This is a genomic window from Pseudomonas sp. VI4.1 (assembly GCF_002029345.1).
GTDB lineage: Bacteria > Pseudomonadota > Gammaproteobacteria > Pseudomonadales > Pseudomonadaceae > Aquipseudomonas.
The window spans coordinates 1-20884 of sequence record NZ_MULM01000178.1 but is presented as its reverse complement, the minus strand read 5'-3'; the positions used below and the strand labels follow the sequence as shown (position 1 = coordinate 20884).

Genomic DNA, 20884 nt, shown 5'->3' with positions numbered 1-20884 from the left:
CTCAATCCCCCTCATGTCTTTGTAGAGGGACGCCGCCGGGAATCTCACCAGACGACGTTAATGAAGGCGGCGGGGTTGTCTGTTTGACCGCGCCTTTTTTCTCAGTCAAACGTTCGACGAGGTAGTAGAAGAGAGGGATAAAGAAGATGGCGATGACGGTGGCCGCCAGCATTCCGCCGATCACACCTGTACCGATGGAGTGTCGACTGTTTTCCGATGCCCCGACGGCAATGGCCAGCGGAACGCAACCCAAAATGAACGCCAGTGACGTCATCACGATGGGCCGCAAGCGCTCCCTGGCGGCAGTCATTGCAGCATCATAGGCGGACATGCCGTTTTCCCGGTTCAGTACCGCAAACTCGAAAATGAGGATGGCGTTCTTGGCGGCCAGGGCCACCAGCATGGTCAAGCCGATCTGGAAGTAGACGTCATTGCTTAACCCCCGGATCAGAACGGCAAGCAGTGCACCGAACAAGGCAAAGGGCACCGCCAGCAATACGCCGACGGGCAGGGACCATTTCTCGTACTGAGCCGCCAGGATCAGAAACACCATGATCAGGCCGAAGATGAACACCTGGGAGGAGGCCCCCCCGCTTTTTTTCTCCTCGAAGGCTTCGCCGCTCAAGGCCAGGGCGTAGTCGTTGGTCATGATTTCAGCGCTGATTTCTTCCAGGGCCTTGAGCGCTTGGCCGGAACTGTAGCCGGGTGCCGCGTTGGCGGTGAGTTTGACCGCCGGGAAGTTGTTGAAGCGGGTCAGCAGGTCGGGACCAGTGACGTAGCGGGTGGTCAGCAGGGCTTTGAGCGGCACCATCCCAAGGTTTTTACTGCGCACGTAAATCTGCTGCAAGTCTTCGGCCTTGAGCCGATAGCTCGGTTCAGCCTGCAGAATCACCTGCCACAGGCGGCTGAATTTATTGAATTGAGACACATAGAGAGAGCCAAACATGGTTTGCATGGTGCTGTAGACGTCTTCCACCGGCACCCCCAGCGTCTCTGCCTTTTCCCGGTCTACGTCGACCAGCAATTGCCGGGAAAACACGTTGAAGGTGGAGGTAATGGCGCCGAGTTCCGGGCGCTGTTTGGCTTTTGCGACAAGGGTGCCGACCATCTCAGCCAATTGGTCGACGGTGGCGTCGCCCTTGCTTTGCACCCATACCTCCATGCCGCCTGTGGTGCCCAGGCCGGGAATGGACGGCGGATTGACCGGAAGAATAATCCCGCCCTGTACCGTGGAAAAAGCGCGGGCGGCTTTCTGAATGACCGCAGGGGCACTTTGTTCCTTGATTGTTTCCGAGTCCTTGTAGCGCTCCTCGAAATCCTTGAACCCGACGAAGAAGGCGCCGGCATTGTTCTTGTTCTGGCCGTCGAGCAGGCTGTAGCCGTTAACGATGGCGACGCCCTCGACGGCTTCGTCGTTCATGAAGAAGTCACTGGCTACTTTGCCCACCTCGCCGGTGCGATCCAGGCTGGCGGCATCGGGCATGATCACCGCCCCCAGCAGATAACCCTGGTCTTCCGGTGGCAGGAAGGCACTGGGAATGCGCTGCGCCATCAGCAGAATCAGAACGATCATGCCGGCAAAGAGTAACAACGCCAGGACAAAGCGCTTGATCATAAACGCCACCGAGCGCGAGTAGCCCTCGGTCATGCGTTCGAAGCTGCGCTCGAACCAGCGGAAAAAAGCGTTCTTTTCGCCGTGTTGGGGCTTGAGCAGCAGGGCCGCCAAGGCCGGCGAAAGCGTTAAAGCCACAAGGCCGGAGATCACCACGGAGATGGCGATGGTAATCGCAAACTGTTTGTAGAGTTGGCCAGTGATTCCCCCCATGAATGCCACCGGGATGAACACCGCGCATAGCACCAGCACGATGGCCACCACGGGACCGGCCACTTCATCCATGGCGCGTTTGGCCGCCTCCTTGGGGTTCATCTTGTGCACGTGCATATTGCGTTCGACGTTTTCAATCACCACGATGGCGTCGTCCACCACGATGCCGATGGCCAGCACCATGCCAAACAGCGTCAGCATGTTCACCGAAAACCCCAGGGCCGACATGCCGATAAAGGTGCCGACAATGGACACCGGCACGGCGAGCACCGGGATCAGCGTGGCGCGCAGGCTTTGCAGGAAGATGAAAACCACCACGACCACCAACACCAGCGCTTCGAAAAAGGTGTGTATCACCTCGGAAATCGACGCGCGGGTAAACGCGGTGGTGTCCATCACGATTTTGTATTCGATCCCTTCGGGAAAGGTCGTCTTCATTTGCGCGAGGGTCGACGTCACGGCTGCCGAGACGTCGAGTGCGTTAGCACCCGGTTGTTGATACACCGCGATCAATGTGGCGGGGCGTCCCTGATAGGTGCTGCGCAGGGAGTAGTCTTTTTGCCCGAGCTCGGCTCGACCAATGTCCTTGAGACGAACAATGGCAGCCCCGTCATTGCTCGCGCGCAAGATGATGTTCTCGAACTCCGCAGGTTCAGTCAGGCGTCCCTTGGTGGTCACGGCAAAAGACTGTTCCACGGCCTGGCCCGTCGGGGATTGACCCACACGGCCTACGGCGAATTGCTGGTTCTGGTTGGTGACCGCTTTCTGCACGTCAGCGGCGGTAATCCCCAACTGGGCCATTCGATCGGGTTTGAGCCAGATCCGCATGGCGTAGTCCGGCGTACCAAAAATACTGGCCTGGTTGGCGCCCGGAATACGCTTGATCGCATCCAGAATGTAGAGGTTGGCGTAATTGGCGACATAGGTGCTGTCATAGCGGTCGCCAGCAGAGTACACAGCTAGAACCATCATGAACGCCGAGGATTTCTTCTGCACCTGAATACCCTGGCTCTGCACTGCGGAGGGCAATTGCGGCAGGGCCAGATTGACCCGGTTTTGCACGTCCACTTGGGCAAGCGAAGGGTCGGTACCAATTTCGAAGAAGACGTTGAGGGTCATGTTGCCCGTCGCCGAGCTCGACGAGTTCATGTAGATCATGTTGTCGGCGCCATTGACCTGCTGCTCGATAGGCGCTGCCACATTATTGGCCACGACCTGTGCATCGGCACCCGGGTAGGTCGCTGAAACCGTAATTTGCGGTGGCGTGATATCCGGGTACTGGGCGACCGGCAATTTAGCCATCGCCACTGCGCCAGCCAAGGTGATGATGATCGAGATCACCGACGCGAAGATGGGGCGATCAATGCAATAGTGCGAAATGCTCATGGGCTGCGCCCAGTGTCTTGCGCCGATTTGGCAGCTGTCGGTTTCGCCGTTGTCTCGCCTGCCTGCGCGGAGGGAGGGGGGGAGATGATATTCAGCGGCCCGCCGGGTGTCACTCTGATCGCACCGTCGACCACTATGCGTTCGCCCGCTTGCAAGCCTTGGGTAATGAACCAGTCATCGCCATGCCAGTCACCCACTTCGACAACGCGTTGCTCGGGCTTGCCCTCTGCATTTATTACCCAGACGAAGTGGCTCTTGGCACCCTCCAGTACTGCCTTCTGCGGCACCACAATGGCGTTCGGCCTGGAAGCTCCGATTGCCCGCGCCCGCACGAATTGGCCTGGACGCAGTTGGCCGTTCGGGTTGGCCACCACGGCGCGGACCAGAAAGGTGCCGGTGTCCTGGCTATAAGAGGGCGCGGCAAAATTCAGACGACCACGGTCAGGTACCACTGAGCCGTCGGCCAGCACCACTTCTACGACAAACTCACTGCGCAGAGGGAATATGAGGTGCCCGGAGGCAATCTCGTCGCGGTACTTGAGCGTCTCGTTTTCCGAAAGACTGAAGTTGACGTAGATCGGGTCCATCTGTGAAACGGTGGTCAGCAGCCCGGACTCACCTGGCGTGACGTAACTGCCTTCCTGCTTTTTGGCAAAGCTTGAAAGGCCGGTGAGGGGAGAGCTTATGGTGGTGTAACTGAGGTTCAACTGCTCGGTTCGAACCGTGCCCTCGGCGGCAAGCACGGCGGCCCGAGTCTGACGCTCATCGCCGACGGCATTGTCCAGATCCATCTTGCTGACCGCATTCTGCGCCGCCAGGGGACGGACACGGGCCAGTGTGGCCTTGGCCACTTCCCAGCGTGCCTGTTGTTGAGCCAATTGGCCCTGCGCCGACAGCAATGAGGCTTCAAAAGGCTTACGGTCCATTTGGAACAGCGTTTGCCCGCTTTTCACCAAATCGCCTTCGGTGTACAGGCGCTTTTCCAGGAAGCCGGCAACCCGGGCGCGAATCTCCACCTCGCGGGAACTCTGTGTTTGGGCAACGAATTCGAACGTCACCGGAGTGGTGCGCGCAGTGACCGTCATGACCGTTACATCGGGTGCTTGACTCGCCAGGGTAGGGGGCTCTTTGCCGCAACCGGCAACCAGGCTTAATACCCCTATCATCATGGCGATGGGCAAGCCGACGAGCTGTCTGACAAGGTTCGTGTTCCCGCCCATACCCTGCTCCGTGATGGTTACTTGAACAGAAGCGTAGCCGCTCTCATTACAACGCTAGCAACAGCAGAAGGTGGAATTTCTGACAAATATCAATGAACACGTCAAGCCAGTCGGGAGACCCATGGATTGGCACTCAAGCCATGAAGTAGGACGCTGAGTAAAACAGTACGGACCGCGGCAGCTATCAATGTACGACTGGCTTGTAGAGGGTAGTCCAATATCATGACGGCGAAGACGATGCTCGCCAGGCCCCGCGGGCCGAACCAGCCGATGAACAGGCGGGTTTCGAAATCGAAGCGAGTCGCTGCCAGGCGATGAGCACAGGCAGTGTGCGAATCATGGTCAGACTGAGTACTGCATACAGCCAGATGCTCAGGGTGAAACTCGCCTAATGCTTGTGCTGTGGCAAAGCAAAGAATGGCTAACCCGGGCAGTGTCAGTTGTGACCACATGGGTGTTTACCAATGGTGTTTTCCGGAGTAACGCTGCAACAGCCAGGCGATAAGCGTAAGAGCGACACCGGCGACTGCACCGATGCCCTGCTCCTCGATAACCAACTGCACTGCCAGCGAGAGGGGAGACTGCGTCTGCTCTTCGACCAGCAAAGGTTTTTTGAATCGGCTGGAATTCTGTTACAGACTATCCGGATCCCCGAAGAACATCTGAATCCGCGACCTCAACCACCGCTCCCCCGGATCATTGTCCTGGGACCCGCGCCACGCCATGTGCAGCTCAAAACTGCGCACTGGCAATGGCGGATCTTCAGCCCGCACACCGCCCGCCGCCGTCAGCGCTTCAGCCGTGTAATCCGGCACGGTGGCGACAATGTCGGTGCCGCTGAGCAGTGTGCTCAGGCCGTTGAACTGCGGGACCGCGAGCACCACGTGGCGTTTGCGCCCGAGCTTTTCCAGTTCTTCGTCGATAAAGCCGCTCAAGTCCCCGGCGAACGACACCAGCGCGTGGGGTCGCGCGCAGAAGTCATCCAGGCTCAATGGCCCCGCACGGTGTCGGCGCGCAGCAGCTTGGGCATGCTGCGGCGCAGCACCTTGCGCTTGGCGTTGGCCGGCAGGTCGGCGGTGTAGCTGACGCCGATGGAAATTTCGCCCGAGGCCAGCAGGCTCGGCATCAGGATGTAGTTGGCCCGCCGCACCACCAGCACAATCCCCGGCGATTCGGCGCGCAGGCGCTTGAGCAGCATCGGCAGCAGGGCGAATTCGACATCGTCCGACAGGCCGATACGGAAGACCGCGGTGCTGGTCGCCGGGTCGAATTCCGCCGCACGGCTGACGGCGGTGGAGATCGAATCCAGGGCCGGAGAGAGCAGGGCGAAGATCTCCACCGCTCGCGCGGACGGCTCCATGCCGCGCCCGGTGCGCACGAACAACGGATCGTCGAACAGCCCGCGCAGGCGCGAGAGCGCCGCACTGATGGCCGGCTGGCCGAGGAACAGCTTTTCCGCAGCGCGGGTCACACTGCGTTCGTGCATCAATGTTTCGAATACGATCAACAGGTTCAGGTCGACACGACGCAGGTCATTACGATTCATCTGGAGTCCTGGCAGAGTCTAGGCTTGACGAGAGCGGCCATTTAAGAACAATGGCCGGCATGAATCTTACGGGGAAAGGCTGCTACTCTGCACCGAATAATTCAGTTTCGTTGGAACGGCGACCATAACCGTTGATCCAGTCGATGCTGCGGAATCAATGACAGGCATGTCGACTATTAATAGCCGCTGATGGTCTTGGGTACAAAGCCCAGATAGAGTTCAGGGCATTAGAGGTTTCTTTTGACGAGGTTTGCGATGTCACGCACGATCCGTTTTCACAAGTTTGGTCCGGCCGAGGTGCTCAAATGCGAAGAGCATGCGGCCGCTCTGCCTGCGCCGGGCGAAGTGCAGGTGCGCGTCGAAGCAATTGGCATCAGCTGGTACGACATCCTCTGGCGCCAGAACCTGGCGTCGTCCCATGCTCGCCTGCCTTCAGGGCTTGGCCATGAAATGGCCGGCGTGGTCACGGCGCTCGGCGAGGGTGTCGATGACCTGGAAATCGGTGACAAGGTCGCCAGCTTCCCGGCCGAAAGCCCCAACGACTATCCGGTCTACGGCGAACAGATCGTGCTGCCGCGCTCGGCGCTGACCCGTTACCCGGATGTCCTCAGTCCGATCGAAGCCAGTGTGCATTACACGCCGCTGTTGATCGCCTATTTCGCCTACACCGATCTGGCACGGGTCAAGCCCGGGCAATTTGCCCTGGTCACCGACGCCAGTCACTGTGCCGGACCTTCGTTCGTCCAGTTGGGCAAAGCCATGGGTGTGCGGGTGATTGCCGCGACCAAGACGGCGGATGAACGGGAATACCTGCTGTCCCTCGGTGCCGAGAAAGTCATCGTCACCGAAGAACAGGATCTGCTGATGCAAATCAACAAGATCACCGATAACCGTGGCGTGGACGTGGTATTCGACGGACTCGGCGGCCCACAGATGTCCTTGCTTGGCGATGTGCTTGCACCTCGTGGCAGCCTGGTGCTCTACGGCCTGCAAGGGGGTAACCAGACACCATTCCCGGCCTGTGCAGCGTTCCAGAAGAACATTCAATTCTTCGTGCACTGTATCGGCAATTTCACCGGCAAGCCGGAGCTGGGCATCATTCAGGACCAGGTTGCGCTGCAACGGGCCTTGCGCGATATCAACCAGTTGACCGCAGACCGTGTGCTGCTGCCGCTCAAGACCCGGGTGTTCCCGTTTGCCGAGTTTGTCGAAGCACATCGCTACATGGACGAATGTCCTTGTCGCGAACGGGTCGCCCTCCAGGTCGAGCCTGCGTAACTCCCCAAAAAAAGAGTCCGTGCCCGCACGGACTCTTCGTTGCTGCTTCCCAACCTCACACCTGAGACTTCCCATCGCCTTGTCGGTGGGTCAGTTCAGCAACTGAACTGGTTTTTGCTCTCAATCTGTATCTTCTAATCAGCTTATAAGCCCTGATAATTGAATGATTACTTTCATCTCAAGGAATGAGTCATGGCCGGTTCTCGGGCTGATACTTTTCAATACGCCTCATTGATGCATGTTCGAGCAATAGCGGCTCGTAAAGCAGTTACCCAAAAAGCATGGGTAACTTCCTTCTTTATTTCTTGTACTAAATGTCTGTGGGACGCTGTCGGACATTTCCTAGGACGTCCAGCGTTGCCGTACGGCACCGTATCTACCGGGCTTCGCGGCATTCAGTGCTTGGTCAACGCTCGGGCAGTCGTCACTCACTGCAAATAATTGCCAAAAATTTAAGTGTTAGCATTTTGCAATAAAGCCCGGCTCTTCAAGCACGGGCTGGCGATCCATTGCACCGTGCCTATGTCTGTTTATGCACTGTCGAACTTACGCGTACCAGGTAAATGAAGATGACCAATATCCATGATCAAGCGATGACCTATGTCTATCAACAAGTACTGCAACGATTGCTGAGTTTCTTCTCGCGCGCCGAACGCACCGCATTGCAGCTGCTGATTCAGAGGCTGGTGGTGGCTGCGGGGGGGTTAGAGCGAATTGGCGAGTACAAGGTGCTGGCGATCCAGTCCGGATCACGTGACAGTTGCTACACCCTGGCGCTGCTGCGTGCTGCACAACTGAGTATCGCCGGCCGCGCGCCCGCGACGTTCCAGCTGCGTGTCGCCACCCTGCGCCTGAACGGCGACAGCGCCACGGCCCTGGAAAACATCCACCGCAGCCACAGTGCATTGTTCCTCTATGACGATTCACGGGTCGAAGTCCTGATGGTCGAAAACCGGGAGGTCCTGCCGTTCAATCACCTGGCGCCGATCTCCGAAGCCGGGCGGGAATTCCATCGGCTCAACCTGCTGATGGTCGGGCATCGTCGAAGCTCGAACGGACCGCTTGATCTGTGGGACGACGGGTACCTGGCCACCGGCGAGTTCTATGGGCAAATCGCCCGCTGGGACCGCGGGGTCGATGCACTGGTCAGCAGCGACAGCCCTCGCCAGCAAAAACGTTTTATCGAGGGGTTGAGGCGTGCGGCGGCGAAGGCCGGGCTCGGCCCCTCGAATCACCACGAACCCGGCTACGAAGGGCTGTTCACGCTGCTCGATGAACTGGGCAGCGACAGCTATCGCCGGTTGTATCCCGAGGACGACCGGGCTGCATGGCGACCCGCCGAGCATTTTGAAGCCTGCCGTCGCACGACCTATATCGACATTCACGATCTCTTGGTCAGCCCTCTGGAAGAGCGCTGGCCGCTGCTGACCGAGTTTCTCGGGTTTCAACCGGACGAGTTGTCGGCTCAGCTGCGTGACAACGATTACGTCAGCCTGTCTATCTGCGCACACCTGCAGGGGTTGCAAGCGTATTTCATGCATGCTCGCAGCTACGAGTCGGGCGTCGCCGACTACCTGCAATGGGCCTTGGTCATGATGCGTCGCAAGCAACTTCCCCAGCGATTGGGCGAGCAGGCGGTGGCGGCGTTCGGCAACCCGGCGACCTCGGCCGAGCAGCGCGCCCGGGCAGCGGCCGAGGCCCAGAAAAATCTTGGTTTGAGCGAGGCGCAACTGGTGTGCCTGCTGTTCGCACCTTTCAGCGATAACGGCGCAGCCCTTGAGCGCTTCCTGCGCCAGTGCCACCCCGGCATGGCTCGTGGCGATGCTTGATGCACCGGGCCATGCAGGGCAATCCGGTGCCGGAGCAAATCGCGCAATGGATGGTCGATGTCAGCGGGCTGCCGGTCAGCCTGATCGGCACGCTTTATCGCCTGGGCTCGATACCTGACCCGGTGCCCATGCAGGCCACCCTGTATGACGATAACTGCGCCGTGGGGGGCGAATGGTCGGCGGGACAGTGAAAGGACCAAGAGAAACCGACTTCGCCTATCAGGCGGTATACCGTTACCTGACCAACCTGATCGAGGCGCCGGCCAGCGACACACGGGTGCGCCTGCCGTCGTTGCGCCAGTTGGCGGACCGTCTGAGCGTGTCGATCTCGACGATTCAGTACGCCTACTCGCTGCTGGAGAAGGAAGGGCGGGTGTATTCGGTCGCCAAATCCGGTTATTACGCGTTGCCCGTGTCCTGCGTCATCGTGCCCGGCAGTGGTCATGACCTGCTCGAAACGGTCTATGTCAATGCCAGGCGTCCCGGCATGCTGGTCTTGAGCGCCGATGAGCCGGCGTTGTTGCAACCCCTGGACCGGCCGTTGCTGTTGCTGGAGCGGGAATTGCTGCGCCAGTATCCGCGCCAGCCGCAATCGTCTTCGCAGCCGTGCGGGGAGCTGGAACTGCGTGCGGCGCTGGCGGCGCGCTATACCTCCTCGCCACTGCGCTGCTGGCAAGCCGATGACGTGTACATCGGCGCAGACCTGCGTGGCGTCCTGGAAATATTGATCGCGGTGCTGTGCCTCAAGGACGCCACCGTGGTGGTCGAGTCGCCATGCGACTGGGGGATTCTGCGCCTGCTGCAGGCCGCTGAGGTGGAGGTGATCGAGCTGCCGCTGCAAGCCTGCGGCGGTCTGGACGTCGAGCGGCTCAAGGTGTTGCTGGAGACCAGGCCGGTGCGCCTGGTGATGCTTTCATCCGCCATGAACATGCCGCGCGGCAGCCTGGCGCCCGACGACAACCGACATGCCATCGCGCGGCTGCTGGCGGAGCATGGGAGTTGGGTCCTGGAAAACGACTGCTACGGTGAACTCGGATTCGAACCGGGCGGCCTGCGGTTTCGCGATCTGCTGGACCCTGACCGGCTGCTGGTGTTTTCCACGTTCGAAAAGATCATCGGGCCCGAGGCACCCTACGGCTACCTGCTGTCGCGGCATCTGAAGGTTGAACTGCAGCGACAGTTTTTGCTGCGCTCGTTTCGCCTGTCGCCGATTCGCCAGAAAGCCATCGCCCGCTTGTACGTCAATGGCCGTATCGACCACCATCTCCAGGTATTGCGGCGGTTGCTCAAGGATCGCAAAGTGCAGATGACCCAGCTGCTGCAGGAGCGTCTGGGCGATGCCTTGCAGTTCGTCGATCCCCAGGGTGGCGCGACGATCTGGGCCCGCTCGCTGCGCCAGGTCGATGTGCATCGAGTGTTTCAGCGGCTGCTCAAGCACCAGGTGGTGATCGCCCCGGGAGAACTGTTCAGTCTGCAGGGGTTGCACTCGCAACATCTGCGCCTGAGCCATACGTTCGGCGGCGACCATGATCTCGCCGCCGTACTGGGTCTGCTGGGGGATGCATTGCGTCTGGAATCGATCGACTGACCTGTTTTTGGCGAAGCCGGCGCGTTTTATAGCGTCGCTTGCGGGATCGTTAATATCGCGCTGCGGTCAAACTGCCAGTAAACTGCGCCAATTCCTGACCCACTCTATTCCCGAGGTTTTGCAATGACACTCAGTCCTTTTGCGGGCAAACCGGCACCGGCAGAACTGTTGGTCGACATCCCGCGACTGGTGACGGCCTATTATACCGGCCAGCCTGATGCCGCCATCTCCACCCAGCGCGTAGCCTTCGGCACGTCCGGGCACCGAGGCAGCTCGTTCGACTTGAGTTTCAACGAATGGCACGTGCTGGCGATCAGCCAGGCGATTTGCCTGTACCGCGAAGCCCAGGGCATCGATGGCCCGCTGTTCGTCGGTATCGACACTCACGCGCTGTCCACCCCGGCCGGGGCCAGCGCCCTCGAGGTGCTGGCCGCCAACGGCGTGACAGTGATGATCGCCGAAGGTGACGAATACACCCCGACGCCGGCCATTTCCCATGCGATCCTCTGCTACAACCGCGGGCGCACATCGGGCCTGGCGGATGGCATCGTGATCACGCCGTCCCATAACCCGCCGCAAAGCGGTGGCTATAAATACAACCCTACCAATGGCGGCCCGGCCGATACCCACATCACCAAGTGGATCGAAGCCAAGGCCAACGAACTGCTCGGCAACAAGCTGGCCGGCGTCAAGCGCATCAGCTACGAGCAGGCGTTGAAGGCGGGCACCACCCATCGTCACGATTACCTCAACACCTATGTCGCCGACCTGATCAACGTGATCGACTTCGATGCCATTCGCGATGCCGGTTTGCATCTGGGCGTCGATCCGCTGGGCGGAGCAGGGGTGCGCTACTGGTCGGCGATTGCCGAGCATTACCGTCTGGACCTGGAAGTGGTCAATAAAGAGGTGGATTCCACGTTCCGCTTCATGACCGTCGACTGGGACGGGCAGATCCGCATGGACCCATCGTCGCCTTATGCGATGCAAGGCCTGATCGGCCTGAAAGAACGCTTCGACGTGGCATTTGCCTGTGATCCCGATCACGATCGCCATGGCATCGTGACCCCGTCCGGCGGCCTGCTGGCGCCGAACAACTACCTGGCGGTGACCATTGATTACCTGTTCCAGAACCGACCGCTATGGCGCGCCGATGCCGCCGTGGGTAAGACCGTGGTCAGCAGCGGCTTGATCGATCGCGTCGCCAAGCGCCTGGGTCGGCGACTGTACGAAGTACCGGTCGGCTTCAAGTGGTTCGCCGAGGGGCTGTTCGACGGTTCACTGGGCTTTGGTGGCGAAGAAAGCGCCGGCGCTTCGTTCCTGCGCAAGGATGGCAGCGTCTGGTGCACCGACAAGGACGGCTTGATCCCGGCCTTGCTGGCAGCGGAAATGACCGCCCGCACCGGTCGCGACCCAAGCCAGGCCTATCGCGCCCTGACCGATGAACTGGGCGAACCGTTCTCGGTGCGGGTCGACGCCAAGGCCAATCCAGCGCAGAAAGCCTTGCTGGGCAAGCTGTCGCCGGATCAGGTAACCTCGACCCAACTGGCGGGCGAAGCCATCCAGAGCATCCTCAGCCATGCGCCGGGTAACGACCAGGCCATCGGTGGCTTGAAAGTCATGACCGAGAATGGCTGGTTCGCGGCGCGGCCGTCGGGCACGGAAGACATCTACAAGATCTACGCCGAGAGCTTTGTCAGTGACGAGCGCCTCAAGCAGTTGGTTGCCGAAGCTCAAACCCTGGTGGATGGTGCCATTTCTGTGAAATAAGTGAGGGCCTCATCGCGGGCAAGCCCGCTCCCACAGTGATCCAGTGAACACAGATTCTGTGTCGAACATGATCCCCTGTAGGCGCTGGCTTGCCAGCGTAGGCGTCGGAACAGTCACCACCATAAATTCGGCTAAACAAAAAAGGGCGACCCATCACGGTCGCCCCTTTTTTTACCCTGCATTCAAACGATCAAGCCAGATCCACCAACACGATTTCACTGTCCTCGATCGCCGTCACCCGCAACACCTGCTCGTCGACCACCGCCACCCCGTCTCGAGCTTGTGCACGCAAGCCATTGACTTCAATGACCCCGGTCGCGGGAACCAGGTAGGCGCGGCGTCCGTTATCCAGGCGATACTCGGCGGATTCGCCGGCCTTCAGGTTGGCGGCCACCAGTCGAGCATCGGCACGGATCCGCAGGCTCTGATCGTCGCCGGACTTGCCGCTGGCCAGGGTCACGAATCCTTCGCGCTGGCCTTTGGGGAAAGGCTTGGCGCCCCACGACGGTGCCAGACCGGATTCATTGGGGATGATCCAGATCTGGAAGATCCGGGTCGCGGTGGCTTCCAGGTTGTACTCGCTGTGGGCGATGCCGGTACCGGCGCTCATGACCTGAACGTCGCCCGCTTCGGTACGACCCTTGTTGCCCAGATTGTCTTCGTGAGTAATGGCGCCTTCACGGACATAGGTGATGATTTCCATGTCCCGGTGCGGGTGTTTCGGAAAACCGGTACCCGGGGCGATCACGTCGTCGTTCCATACCCGCAGGTTGCCCCAGTTCATGCGTTTCGGATCGTGGTACTCGGCGAACGAAAAGTGGTGGTGGGCATCCAGCCAGCCGTGGTGGGCACCGCCCAGGGAGTTGAAGGGTCTGAGTTCAAGCATGATCGTCTCCGCAAAAGGTGGTTGATGGCGAGCATCATCTGCCAGGTACCGATCGATAAAAAGCGTAAAAAATGCCTGAATACAATCGAATCAGTCGATGTTTTAACGGCTCGACGGGTTCTTATCCAGCTTTCAGTTCAGCGCATAAGCCAATGACCTGTAAGCATTTCACTAGAACTCAAGGGCAAATGCAGCCACCATAGTCCGCAACAGCCTCACACCCTGGAGTCCGCCCGCGTGCCGCAACACACCCCCGATCTTCCTCCCGAACTTCGCCCGCTGGCCGAGATGCCATGGCTCAAGCGTCTGGCCGCCCGGTTCTTTGGCCATGGCCTGACGCGCCTGCGCGCGCAACATCGCGCGTCCTGGCTGCACGGCCAGGCTGACGGCTTTCGTAGCGGGCATAGCGCCGGCGTCGATTACGGCTATCAGGAAGGCAAGCTTGAAGGGCTTGAGGAGGGCCGGCAGGTATTGCTGATCCGCGATTCACGCGCCACCGAGCATCGCCCGCCCGGTATCGACGCCAATCTGTTCGACGACTGGCGCCTGCCACTGAGTGCAGAATTGAAGAAGCGCATGAAGGCTGACGTTGCCCGGTTGCTGGCGCCGCACGCCCAGCCCAGCACCGCCCAGTGGAAGATGATCTTCAGCGACACCCCCTCGACCTCGGTGATCGCCGGGGCGGGCGCGGGCAAGTCGACCACGCTGGTGCTGCGGATTTTGCTGCTCAGCCACTATCTGGGCTTCGAATTGAGCTCGATGACGGTAGTGACCTTTACCCGTGAGTCGCGCAAGGACTTCATCAACAAGCTGGTCGAACTGTTTGCGCTCTGGGGGCGGGCGCTCAGTCTCAAGGAGGCGCGGGATCTGGTGCGCACGTTCCACTCGCGCATCCTGCCAATGGTTCGCAGCCTGCCGGGCTTCGAGCGGCTGCAAGCCTTTGAAAACCTCAGCAACCGTGTACAAACCGGCGATGAGGAAGTCGACAGCAATCCGTTCGACCTGCGCATCAATGATGCCCAGCGCCAGCAGCTCAACGCCTGCTATCACAGCCTGCATACCCGGGATGAGCGTTTTCGTGAACTGATCAAGCCTTTGTCGCGTCATGCCTTGCAACTCAAGGAGCTGGAGCGTGATCACCCGGACGTGCAAAAACGCATGGCCGTGACCGAACTGGCGGCCAAGCGTGATGAAGAGCTGTGCGATGTCATTGAAGACCTGTGGTTCCGCGCCGGTGCCTGGCCGATCAACGGCATCGAGCCCAATCGCCAGACGTTCGATATCAACGGCGCCACCTTCCATTGCCACGGCTATATTCCGAGCCTGGACGCCTGGGTGGTGCTGGGTTTCGATCCCCGGGAAAACCCGCAAGTCAGTCGTCCGAACGCCAAGCTTTCGGTTCGCGCGGAATGGGCTGTTAAACGCACCCTATTTCAAGCTTTCTGTCGTAAACCGTTGATATGGCTAGATAGTTATGAGTCGTCGAGGCGAGTGTTGGCGTCGCTTGCCGGCGATGCCAGCGCCGGTCCCGGCTTCGACTACAAGGTCAAGGGCGAGCTTGCTTCGGCACCGCTGCTGGATTGTTTCGTGGCGGCGGCGGGGTTTATCGAGAACCTCGGGCTGGATGTTCCGCACGCGGTAGGGCAAATGAGTTTTGCCAAGGATGACCCGGACCGGTTTTTCTTCGAGGCTTTAAGCCTGTTCTGGCGAGCACTGGAAGACCACCTGCTTGACCAGAAACCGCCGGTGATGACCTACAACCGGATGTTCGCCTTGTTCAGCGAGCACTCGCCGGAAAATCTGAAACTGCTGAACGATGAGCTGCTGCGGCCGATGTCGCACCTGATGATCGATGAATTCCAGGACGTTTCGCCGCAGATCGTCTCCTGGATCCGCGCCAGCCTGACCGAGATCCGCAGTCGCGGGCCAGCCATGCATGTGGGGCGTGGTGCGCAACATTCGTCGTTGCTCTGTGTTGGCGATGACTGGCAGTCCATCTATGGCTGGCGCGGCAGTTCGCCGAGCTATTTCATGGAATTCAGCAAGGAATTCCCGTCACCGGGCACGACCAGGGTCATGCTCAGCGACAACTACCGCAGTCACCAGCACATCATCGATGCCGCCGAACATATCGTGCGCGCCGCACCGGCGATCGCGGGCAAGAAGGCCAAGGCCAGTGGCGAACCGAAGGCGTTGCTGCCGGTCAATGTGCTCGATCGGGATGATCAAGGCATGGCCGCACGCTTGATCGAGCACTACAGAAAGGGCGATTCAATCTTGATGCTTTATCGAAAAAGTAGCGATAAAGCATTGATAGAACAGCATATTCAACCTGTAGTTAATGTAGATTCTAGCTTGCCCCATGACGCGCGACGGCTCAAACAGTTGACCTACCACAGTGCCAAGGGGCTTCAGGCGGACGCGGTATTCCTGCTGGGGGATTGTCAGCACCTGACCTGTTCACCCTACAAGAACCAGGTCTACCGCATGGCGGGTCTGGGCAAGGCGGGCGACAGCGAAGCGTATGACAATGCGCAGAAAGACGAAATCCTGCGCCTGGCTTATGTCGGCATCACTCGGGCGGTGAGTCACTGCTACTGGTACGTCGACGGTCAGGACACCCAGGCGGCCAACATGCCCAAGGCCTCCGACCGGATCGGCAAGGGCAAGGCCTTCTTCGTCGATCACCGCCAGGGCAAGACATCGGCGTGAACCTCAAAGCCCCAGCCCCAGGTGGACGCAACCCCCCCTGTAGGAGCTGGCTTGCCAGCGAAGACGTCCGCACGGCCGATGATGAAGGCGCCTGACCTGACGCTTTCGCTGGAAAGCCAGCTCCTACAGGGCGGCGGTTGCCAGCATTGCGGAGGTCTTCTCTGCAGTGCTGCGATCCGACAAGCCCGTTCATTGAACGCATTTCCCCTGTAGGAGCTGCCGCAGGCTCGGGCCGCGTTCGGACGATCTTTTGATCTTGCCCCACAAAAAAGCCCACATGATGTGGGCGTGTTGTGGGTGATTCAGCCTTCAGGCATAACTCCTGAGGGCCATCGGCGGAATGAAAGCCTCGAGCTCATCCTCCACCGCTTCGATTATTCGCTCTACATCCGCCGCATTCATGACCGTCGCGCAGGGGATGCCGGCGATGGCGATCATGGTCTCGCCACTGGCACGGTCAAACAGACGGGCAATCATACTGCCCGGCGCATCCATGCTCGCCTCGAAACCCATGGGATGAAAATGCCAGCGCATCAGCTGGCAGGCGTTGGGAAAGGTGACTTTGTTATTAAACCCTTTATTCATGTGTAGCCCGCCTTCTTCATCGAGCGCTTCCGTTAGCTCATGTTAGGTGGGAAGAGCCTTCATTGGCTCAACCGGTGACGCCCTTAAAAGTAGCATCTGCTTGTGAAAATAATGTGGATTTTTCAGGCCGTTTAGCGATTGGTTCAGTTTTTTTTGACGCAAGTCACCCTTGGCTGATTTTTTCAGGCCGGGGTCGGCAGGGTTTGGCCATTGTCGTCGGGGCGGAATTTCGGCAAGCTCGGCTTTTTTTCGTCGAGTCTCTTATGCATGCCGATGATGATGGTCCGTTGCAAACCCAGGCTACGGGCGAGACGGTGATGCGTTACCACCTGCGCTGGAAGCACCGGGATCTGGACGGAGTCATGGCGCTGTTTCACCCCGATGTGCAATACAACGACTTTTTCCAGAACCGGGTGATGGGCCTCGACGAATTGCATGAGTACGTGCGCGGCAGCATGCCACGGGATCCGGATGAAGCCCTGGAGCACTCCGACCGTATTCGTCTGGACGGCAACACCGCGTTCATCCAGTACCGCATCACCCTGCGCGGCGGCGAAGGCCTGGTGTCGTTCCGGGCCAGCGAGGCGATCACCGTGCGTGACGGGCTGATCTGGCGAGTCAACGAATACGCCTCCCTGGTGCATGAGCAGCCCGCCAGCAAAACCGCCGGCAGTCAGCGCCCGGCTGTCAGTCGGCTCGGTCTGTCGCCACGGCAGCTGAGTTTCATGGCGCAAGACCTGCAACAGTATTTCCAGAAGCGCCAGCCGTATCTGGATCCCGAACTCGACCTGCAGCGGGTGGCCGGGGAATGCGGCTACAGCCGCAATCAGATTTCCTATCTACTGAATCAGGTGCTTGGCCAGAGCTTCTACCAATACGTCAACCAGGCGCGACTGCGACATCTGCTCGCGGCGCTGGAGGGTGCCATGCCGCCGTTGCGCATCGACGAACTGGCCTTTGCCGCCGGCTTCAATTCCCTGTCGGCGTTCTATAAATGCTTCCGCCAGCACACCGGCCTTTCGCCGAACGCCTATGCCAAACAAATTTCTCTGCGTGCACGCGCGCAAGACAGCCTCTAGGTCCACGCACTAGGATCGACGCCATCGAAGTTTGAGTGGCGGAGTCTGGCATGTCGGCGTGGCGCACTATCAGTTTGTGGATGGATCAACTCGACGAGCCCTTGCTGGCGCGTCCTGCGCTGGAACGGGATCTGGATGTCGACGTGGCGATCATTGGCGCGGGGTACACCGGCCTCTGGACCGCGTATTACCTCAAGCGCCAGGCGCCCGGGCTGAACATCGCCATCGTTGAAGCGCAGACCGCCGGTTTTGGCGCCTCGGGGCGCAATGGCGGCTGGTTGATGGGGAACCTGTTGGGCGAGGGTCGCTTACTCGCCGACTTGTCGCCCGAGCAGTGCCGGACTTCTGTCGATCTGTTGCACGGTATTCCGGATGAGGTGGCGATTGTCCTCGATCGTGAAGGCATCGACTGCGATTACCGCAAGGGCGGAGCCTTGTATTGCGCCGCCCGCTATCCGGAGCAGGAAACCAGCCTGCGCCATTACCTGGACGCGCTTTACCGCCAGGGCCTGACCGAAAACGATTATCGCTGGCTCAACCCCGAGCAGCTGGCGCAACAGATTCGGATCTCCAAGCCTTATGGCGGGATCTACGCGCCGCACGTCGCAACTATTCACCCGGCCAAGCTGGTGCGGGGGCTGGCCCGCACGGTGGAGCGGATGGGCGTGGCAATCTACGAGAACAGCCCGGTCACGCACTGGCAGTCGGGAAGCCTGCGCACGGCGAAGGCCGGGGTGCGCTGCCAGTGGATCGTGCCGGCGGTGGAAGGCTATGCGGTCACTCTGCCGCCGTTGGGGCGCTATCAGTTGCCGGTGCAAAGCTTGATCGTCGCCACTGAACCGCTGCCCGCCGCGACCTGGGATGAAATCGGCCTGAGTCGCGGCCAGGCCTTCAGCGAAAGCAGCCGCCAGGTCACCTATGGCCAGCGCACGGCGGACAACCGCCTGGTGTTCGGTGCGCGCGGCGGTTATCAGTTCGCCGGCAAGCTGCGCCACGACTTTGATCTGACCCGCAGCGAAGTCGAGTTACGGCGCTATCTGTTCGGCGAACTCTTCCCTCAACTCAAGAGCGTGCAAATCACCCATGCCTGGGGAGGCAACCTGGGCATGTCCCGGCGATTCAAGCCGCACATGCTCTGTGACCGAGCCAGCGGCATTGCCTTGTCCGGCGGTTATGGCGGGGAGGGGGTGGGCGCCAGCAACCTGGGCGGGCGCACGTTGGCCGATCTGATTATGCAGCATGACAGCGAGCTGGTGCGCCAGCCGTGGGTCATCCCCCAGGGCGGTCTCGAGGCGCTCAAGGCCTGGGAGCCGGAACCCTGCCGCTGGCTCGGCTACAACGCGATCATCCGCATGCTTCGTCCACGAAGACCAGACCCTGGCCAATCCGGCTACCGCGCCGTGGCGGCGCAAGCTCGCCAGCGGCGTGGCGGGGTTCATGGAAGGTTTCATGCAGTAAACGGCGCGCTCTTCATTTAATAGCTTTATCGACAGGTACTCCCATGGGCATTACACAATTCAAGAACACCGCAACCCTGCAGCTGGAACAATCGAACCCGGTCGCCGTGCCATTGGGCACACCGGTGGCGGTGGCCTCGACCACCAGTGTCGAACGCGACGACGGCGTCGAAACCGGCGTCTGGGAATGCACGCCGGGTCGCTGGCGCCGGCAGATCGTTGCCCAGGAATTCTGTCACTTCATCCAGGGACGCTGCACCTTCACCCCGGATGATGGAGAAACCCTCTACATAGAAGCCGGCGACGCACTGATGTTGCCTGCCAACAGCCTCGGTATCTGGGACATCCAGGAAACCGTGCGCAAGACCTACGTCTTGATTTTTTGATCCGCTGATTGCCTGCAACCACTCCAATAAAAACAACACAAGCCCTACAGGAATCGACTCATGATCCGAAAGACCCTGACTCTGGCCCCCTTGGCACTCGTAGCGACCCTCGGCCAGGCGGCCGAAACCGTCAAGATCTACAACTGGTCGAGCTACATCGCCCCGGACACCACGAAAAACTTCCAGAAAGAAACCGGCATCGGGTTCAGTTACGACGTTTATGACAGCAACGAAACCCTCGATGGCAAGCTGATGACCGGCAACTCCGGTTACGACGTGGTGTTCCCGTCCAATCACTTCATGGCGCGGCAGATTCAGGGCGGGGCGCTGAAGACGCTCGACAAGAGCCAGTTGCCGAACTGGAAAAACCTCAATCCTGTATTGCTCGACGCTTTGCGGACCAACGATCCAGGCAATGAACACGGGTTCCCGTACCTGTGGGGCAGCACCGGCATCGGCTACAACATTGCCAAGGTCAAGGCGGTATTGGGTGATGACGCGCCAGTGGATTCCTGGGACCTGATCTTCAAGCCGCAGTACATGGAAAAACTGCAGAAGTGCGGCGTGGCCATCCTCGACAACGGCCCGGAACTGCTGCCGGCAGCGTTGAACTACCTGGGGCTGCCGCATCACAGCAAAAACCCGGACGACTATAAAAAGGCCGAAGCGCTGTTGATCAAAGTCCGGCCGTACGTCAGCTACTTCCATTCGTCCAAGTACACAGGCGACCTGGCCAATGGTGACATCTGCGTGGCCGTCGGTTTCTCCGGCGACATCCTGCAAGCGGAAAGTCGTGCCAAGGAAGCCAACAACGGTATCGAGATCGGCTATTCGATCCCCAAGGAAGGCTCCGCCATCTGGTTCGACATGGTCGCCATGCCTGTTGATGCCCCGGATGAAAAGGCCGGTTATGCCTTCATGAATTACCTGTTGCGGCCGGACGTCATGGCCAGCATCAGTAATCATGTGCGTTACGCCAACGGCAACCAACAGGCCGACGGCCTGATCGACCCGGCGATCAAGAACGATACCAAGGTCTACCCGAGCCCGGAGATGATGGGGAAATTGTTTGCGCTGGAAGCGATGCCGCTGAATGTCGACCGGATTCGCACGCGAGTCTGGAACAAGATCCGGTCGGGGAGCTGAGAAAACACCTCGCCTGATACACAGCCTTCGTGCAGGAGCTGGCTTGCCAGCGAAGGCGGCTGATCGAGCCTTGCAGCGCCCATGCCGGCGCCTTCGCCAGCAAGCCGGCTCCTACACAGGGCTTGGCGTTCTCCGCAAACCATCGGTACGCAGGTAATCGTGTAGGAGCTGGCTTGCCAGCGAAGGCGGCC

At 59.9% G+C, this 20884-nt stretch carries 13 protein-coding genes and 3 pseudogenes; 9 read left to right on the top strand and 7 right to left on the bottom strand.

Annotated features, from left to right (window positions below):
- Position 1: 1 nt before the first annotated feature.
- The 5 genes and pseudogenes from BZ163_RS26910 to BZ163_RS36020 form a co-directional block, all read right to left on the bottom strand.
- On the bottom strand, positions 2 to 3211 hold the full coding sequence (locus BZ163_RS26910; RefSeq protein WP_128873424.1) for an efflux RND transporter permease subunit: 3210 nt from the start codon (positions 3209 to 3211) through the stop codon (positions 2 to 4).
- Positions 3208 to 4296: an efflux RND transporter periplasmic adaptor subunit gene (locus BZ163_RS26905; RefSeq protein WP_371916835.1), complete on the bottom strand. Its 1089-nt coding sequence runs from the start codon at positions 4294 to 4296 to the stop codon at positions 3208 to 3210. The genes BZ163_RS26910 and BZ163_RS26905 overlap by 4 nt, the downstream gene beginning before the upstream one ends.
- Positions 4297 to 4532: 236 nt before the next feature.
- On the bottom strand, positions 4533 to 4883 hold the full coding sequence (locus tag BZ163_RS26900) for a cation:proton antiporter (protein WP_256579143.1): 351 nt from the start codon (positions 4881 to 4883) through the stop codon (positions 4533 to 4535).
- A gap of 180 nt (positions 4884 to 5063) precedes the next feature.
- Complete coding sequence (locus tag BZ163_RS36025; protein WP_256579151.1) at positions 5064 to 5603, bottom strand: LysR substrate-binding domain-containing protein; 540 nt, start codon at positions 5601 to 5603, stop codon at positions 5064 to 5066.
- 230 nt (positions 5604 to 5833) lie between these two features.
- Positions 5834 to 5917, bottom strand: a pseudogene (locus BZ163_RS36020) (LysR family transcriptional regulator); the annotation flags it as partial.
- 315 nt (positions 5918 to 6232) lie between these two features.
- Here BZ163_RS36020 and BZ163_RS26890 point away from each other — a divergent pair.
- The 4 genes and pseudogenes from BZ163_RS26890 to pgm all read left to right on the top strand — a co-directional run bounded on the left by BZ163_RS26890 (position 6233) and on the right by pgm (position 12442).
- Positions 6233 to 7255 carry a zinc-dependent alcohol dehydrogenase family protein gene (locus tag BZ163_RS26890; protein ID WP_128873422.1) on the top strand — a complete coding sequence of 341 codons (1023 nt, stop codon included), beginning with the start codon at positions 6233 to 6235 and terminating at the stop codon, positions 7253 to 7255.
- A 569-nt stretch (positions 7256 to 7824) separates the two neighbouring features.
- Positions 7825 to 9275 (top strand): annotated as a pseudogene (locus BZ163_RS26885) (hypothetical protein).
- Positions 9272 to 10672 carry a PLP-dependent aminotransferase family protein gene (locus BZ163_RS26880; RefSeq protein WP_128873421.1) on the top strand — a complete coding sequence of 467 codons (1401 nt, stop codon included), beginning with the start codon at positions 9272 to 9274 and terminating at the stop codon, positions 10670 to 10672. The pseudogene BZ163_RS26885 and the gene BZ163_RS26880 overlap by 4 nt, the downstream one beginning before the upstream one ends.
- Positions 10673 to 10795: 123 nt before the next feature.
- Entirely contained in the window at positions 10796 to 12442 is a 1647-nt protein-coding gene (pgm, locus tag BZ163_RS26875) for a phosphoglucomutase (alpha-D-glucose-1,6-bisphosphate-dependent) (protein ID WP_128873420.1), read from the top strand.
- 190 nt (positions 12443 to 12632) lie between these two features.
- Here pgm and BZ163_RS26870 read toward each other — a convergent pair whose 3' ends face one another.
- Entirely contained in the window at positions 12633 to 13328 is a 696-nt protein-coding gene (locus tag BZ163_RS26870; RefSeq protein WP_128873419.1) for a pirin family protein, read from the bottom strand.
- Positions 13329 to 13565: 237 nt separating this feature from the next.
- Here BZ163_RS26870 and BZ163_RS26865 point away from each other — a divergent pair, with 237 nt between their 5' ends.
- Positions 13566 to 16040, top strand: coding sequence for a UvrD-helicase domain-containing protein (locus tag BZ163_RS26865; protein ID WP_128873418.1), 2475 nt, complete (start codon positions 13566 to 13568; stop codon positions 16038 to 16040).
- Positions 16041 to 16349: 309 nt separating this feature from the next.
- Here BZ163_RS26865 and BZ163_RS26860 read toward each other — a convergent pair whose 3' ends face one another.
- Positions 16350 to 16625 (bottom strand): DUF1652 domain-containing protein, encoded by a 276-nt coding sequence (locus BZ163_RS26860; protein ID WP_128873417.1) that lies wholly within the window; start codon positions 16623 to 16625, stop codon positions 16350 to 16352.
- Between the two features lie 263 nt (positions 16626 to 16888).
- Here BZ163_RS26860 and BZ163_RS26855 point away from each other — a divergent pair, with 263 nt between their 5' ends.
- The 4 genes and pseudogenes from BZ163_RS26855 to BZ163_RS26840 all read left to right on the top strand — a co-directional run bounded on the left by BZ163_RS26855 (position 16889) and on the right by BZ163_RS26840 (position 20693).
- Positions 16889 to 17704 (top strand): AraC family transcriptional regulator, encoded by an 816-nt coding sequence (locus BZ163_RS26855; RefSeq protein WP_128873416.1) that lies wholly within the window; start codon positions 16889 to 16891, stop codon positions 17702 to 17704.
- A gap of 50 nt (positions 17705 to 17754) precedes the next feature.
- Positions 17755 to 19162 (top strand): annotated as a pseudogene (locus BZ163_RS26850) (NAD(P)/FAD-dependent oxidoreductase).
- A gap of 43 nt (positions 19163 to 19205) precedes the next feature.
- Positions 19206 to 19547: a cupin domain-containing protein gene (locus BZ163_RS26845; RefSeq protein WP_128873415.1), complete on the top strand. Its 342-nt coding sequence runs from the start codon at positions 19206 to 19208 to the stop codon at positions 19545 to 19547.
- 60 nt (positions 19548 to 19607) lie between these two features.
- On the top strand, positions 19608 to 20693 hold the full coding sequence (locus tag BZ163_RS26840) for a polyamine ABC transporter substrate-binding protein (protein ID WP_128873414.1): 1086 nt from the start codon (positions 19608 to 19610) through the stop codon (positions 20691 to 20693).
- The last annotated feature ends 191 nt before the right edge of the window (positions 20694 to 20884 follow it).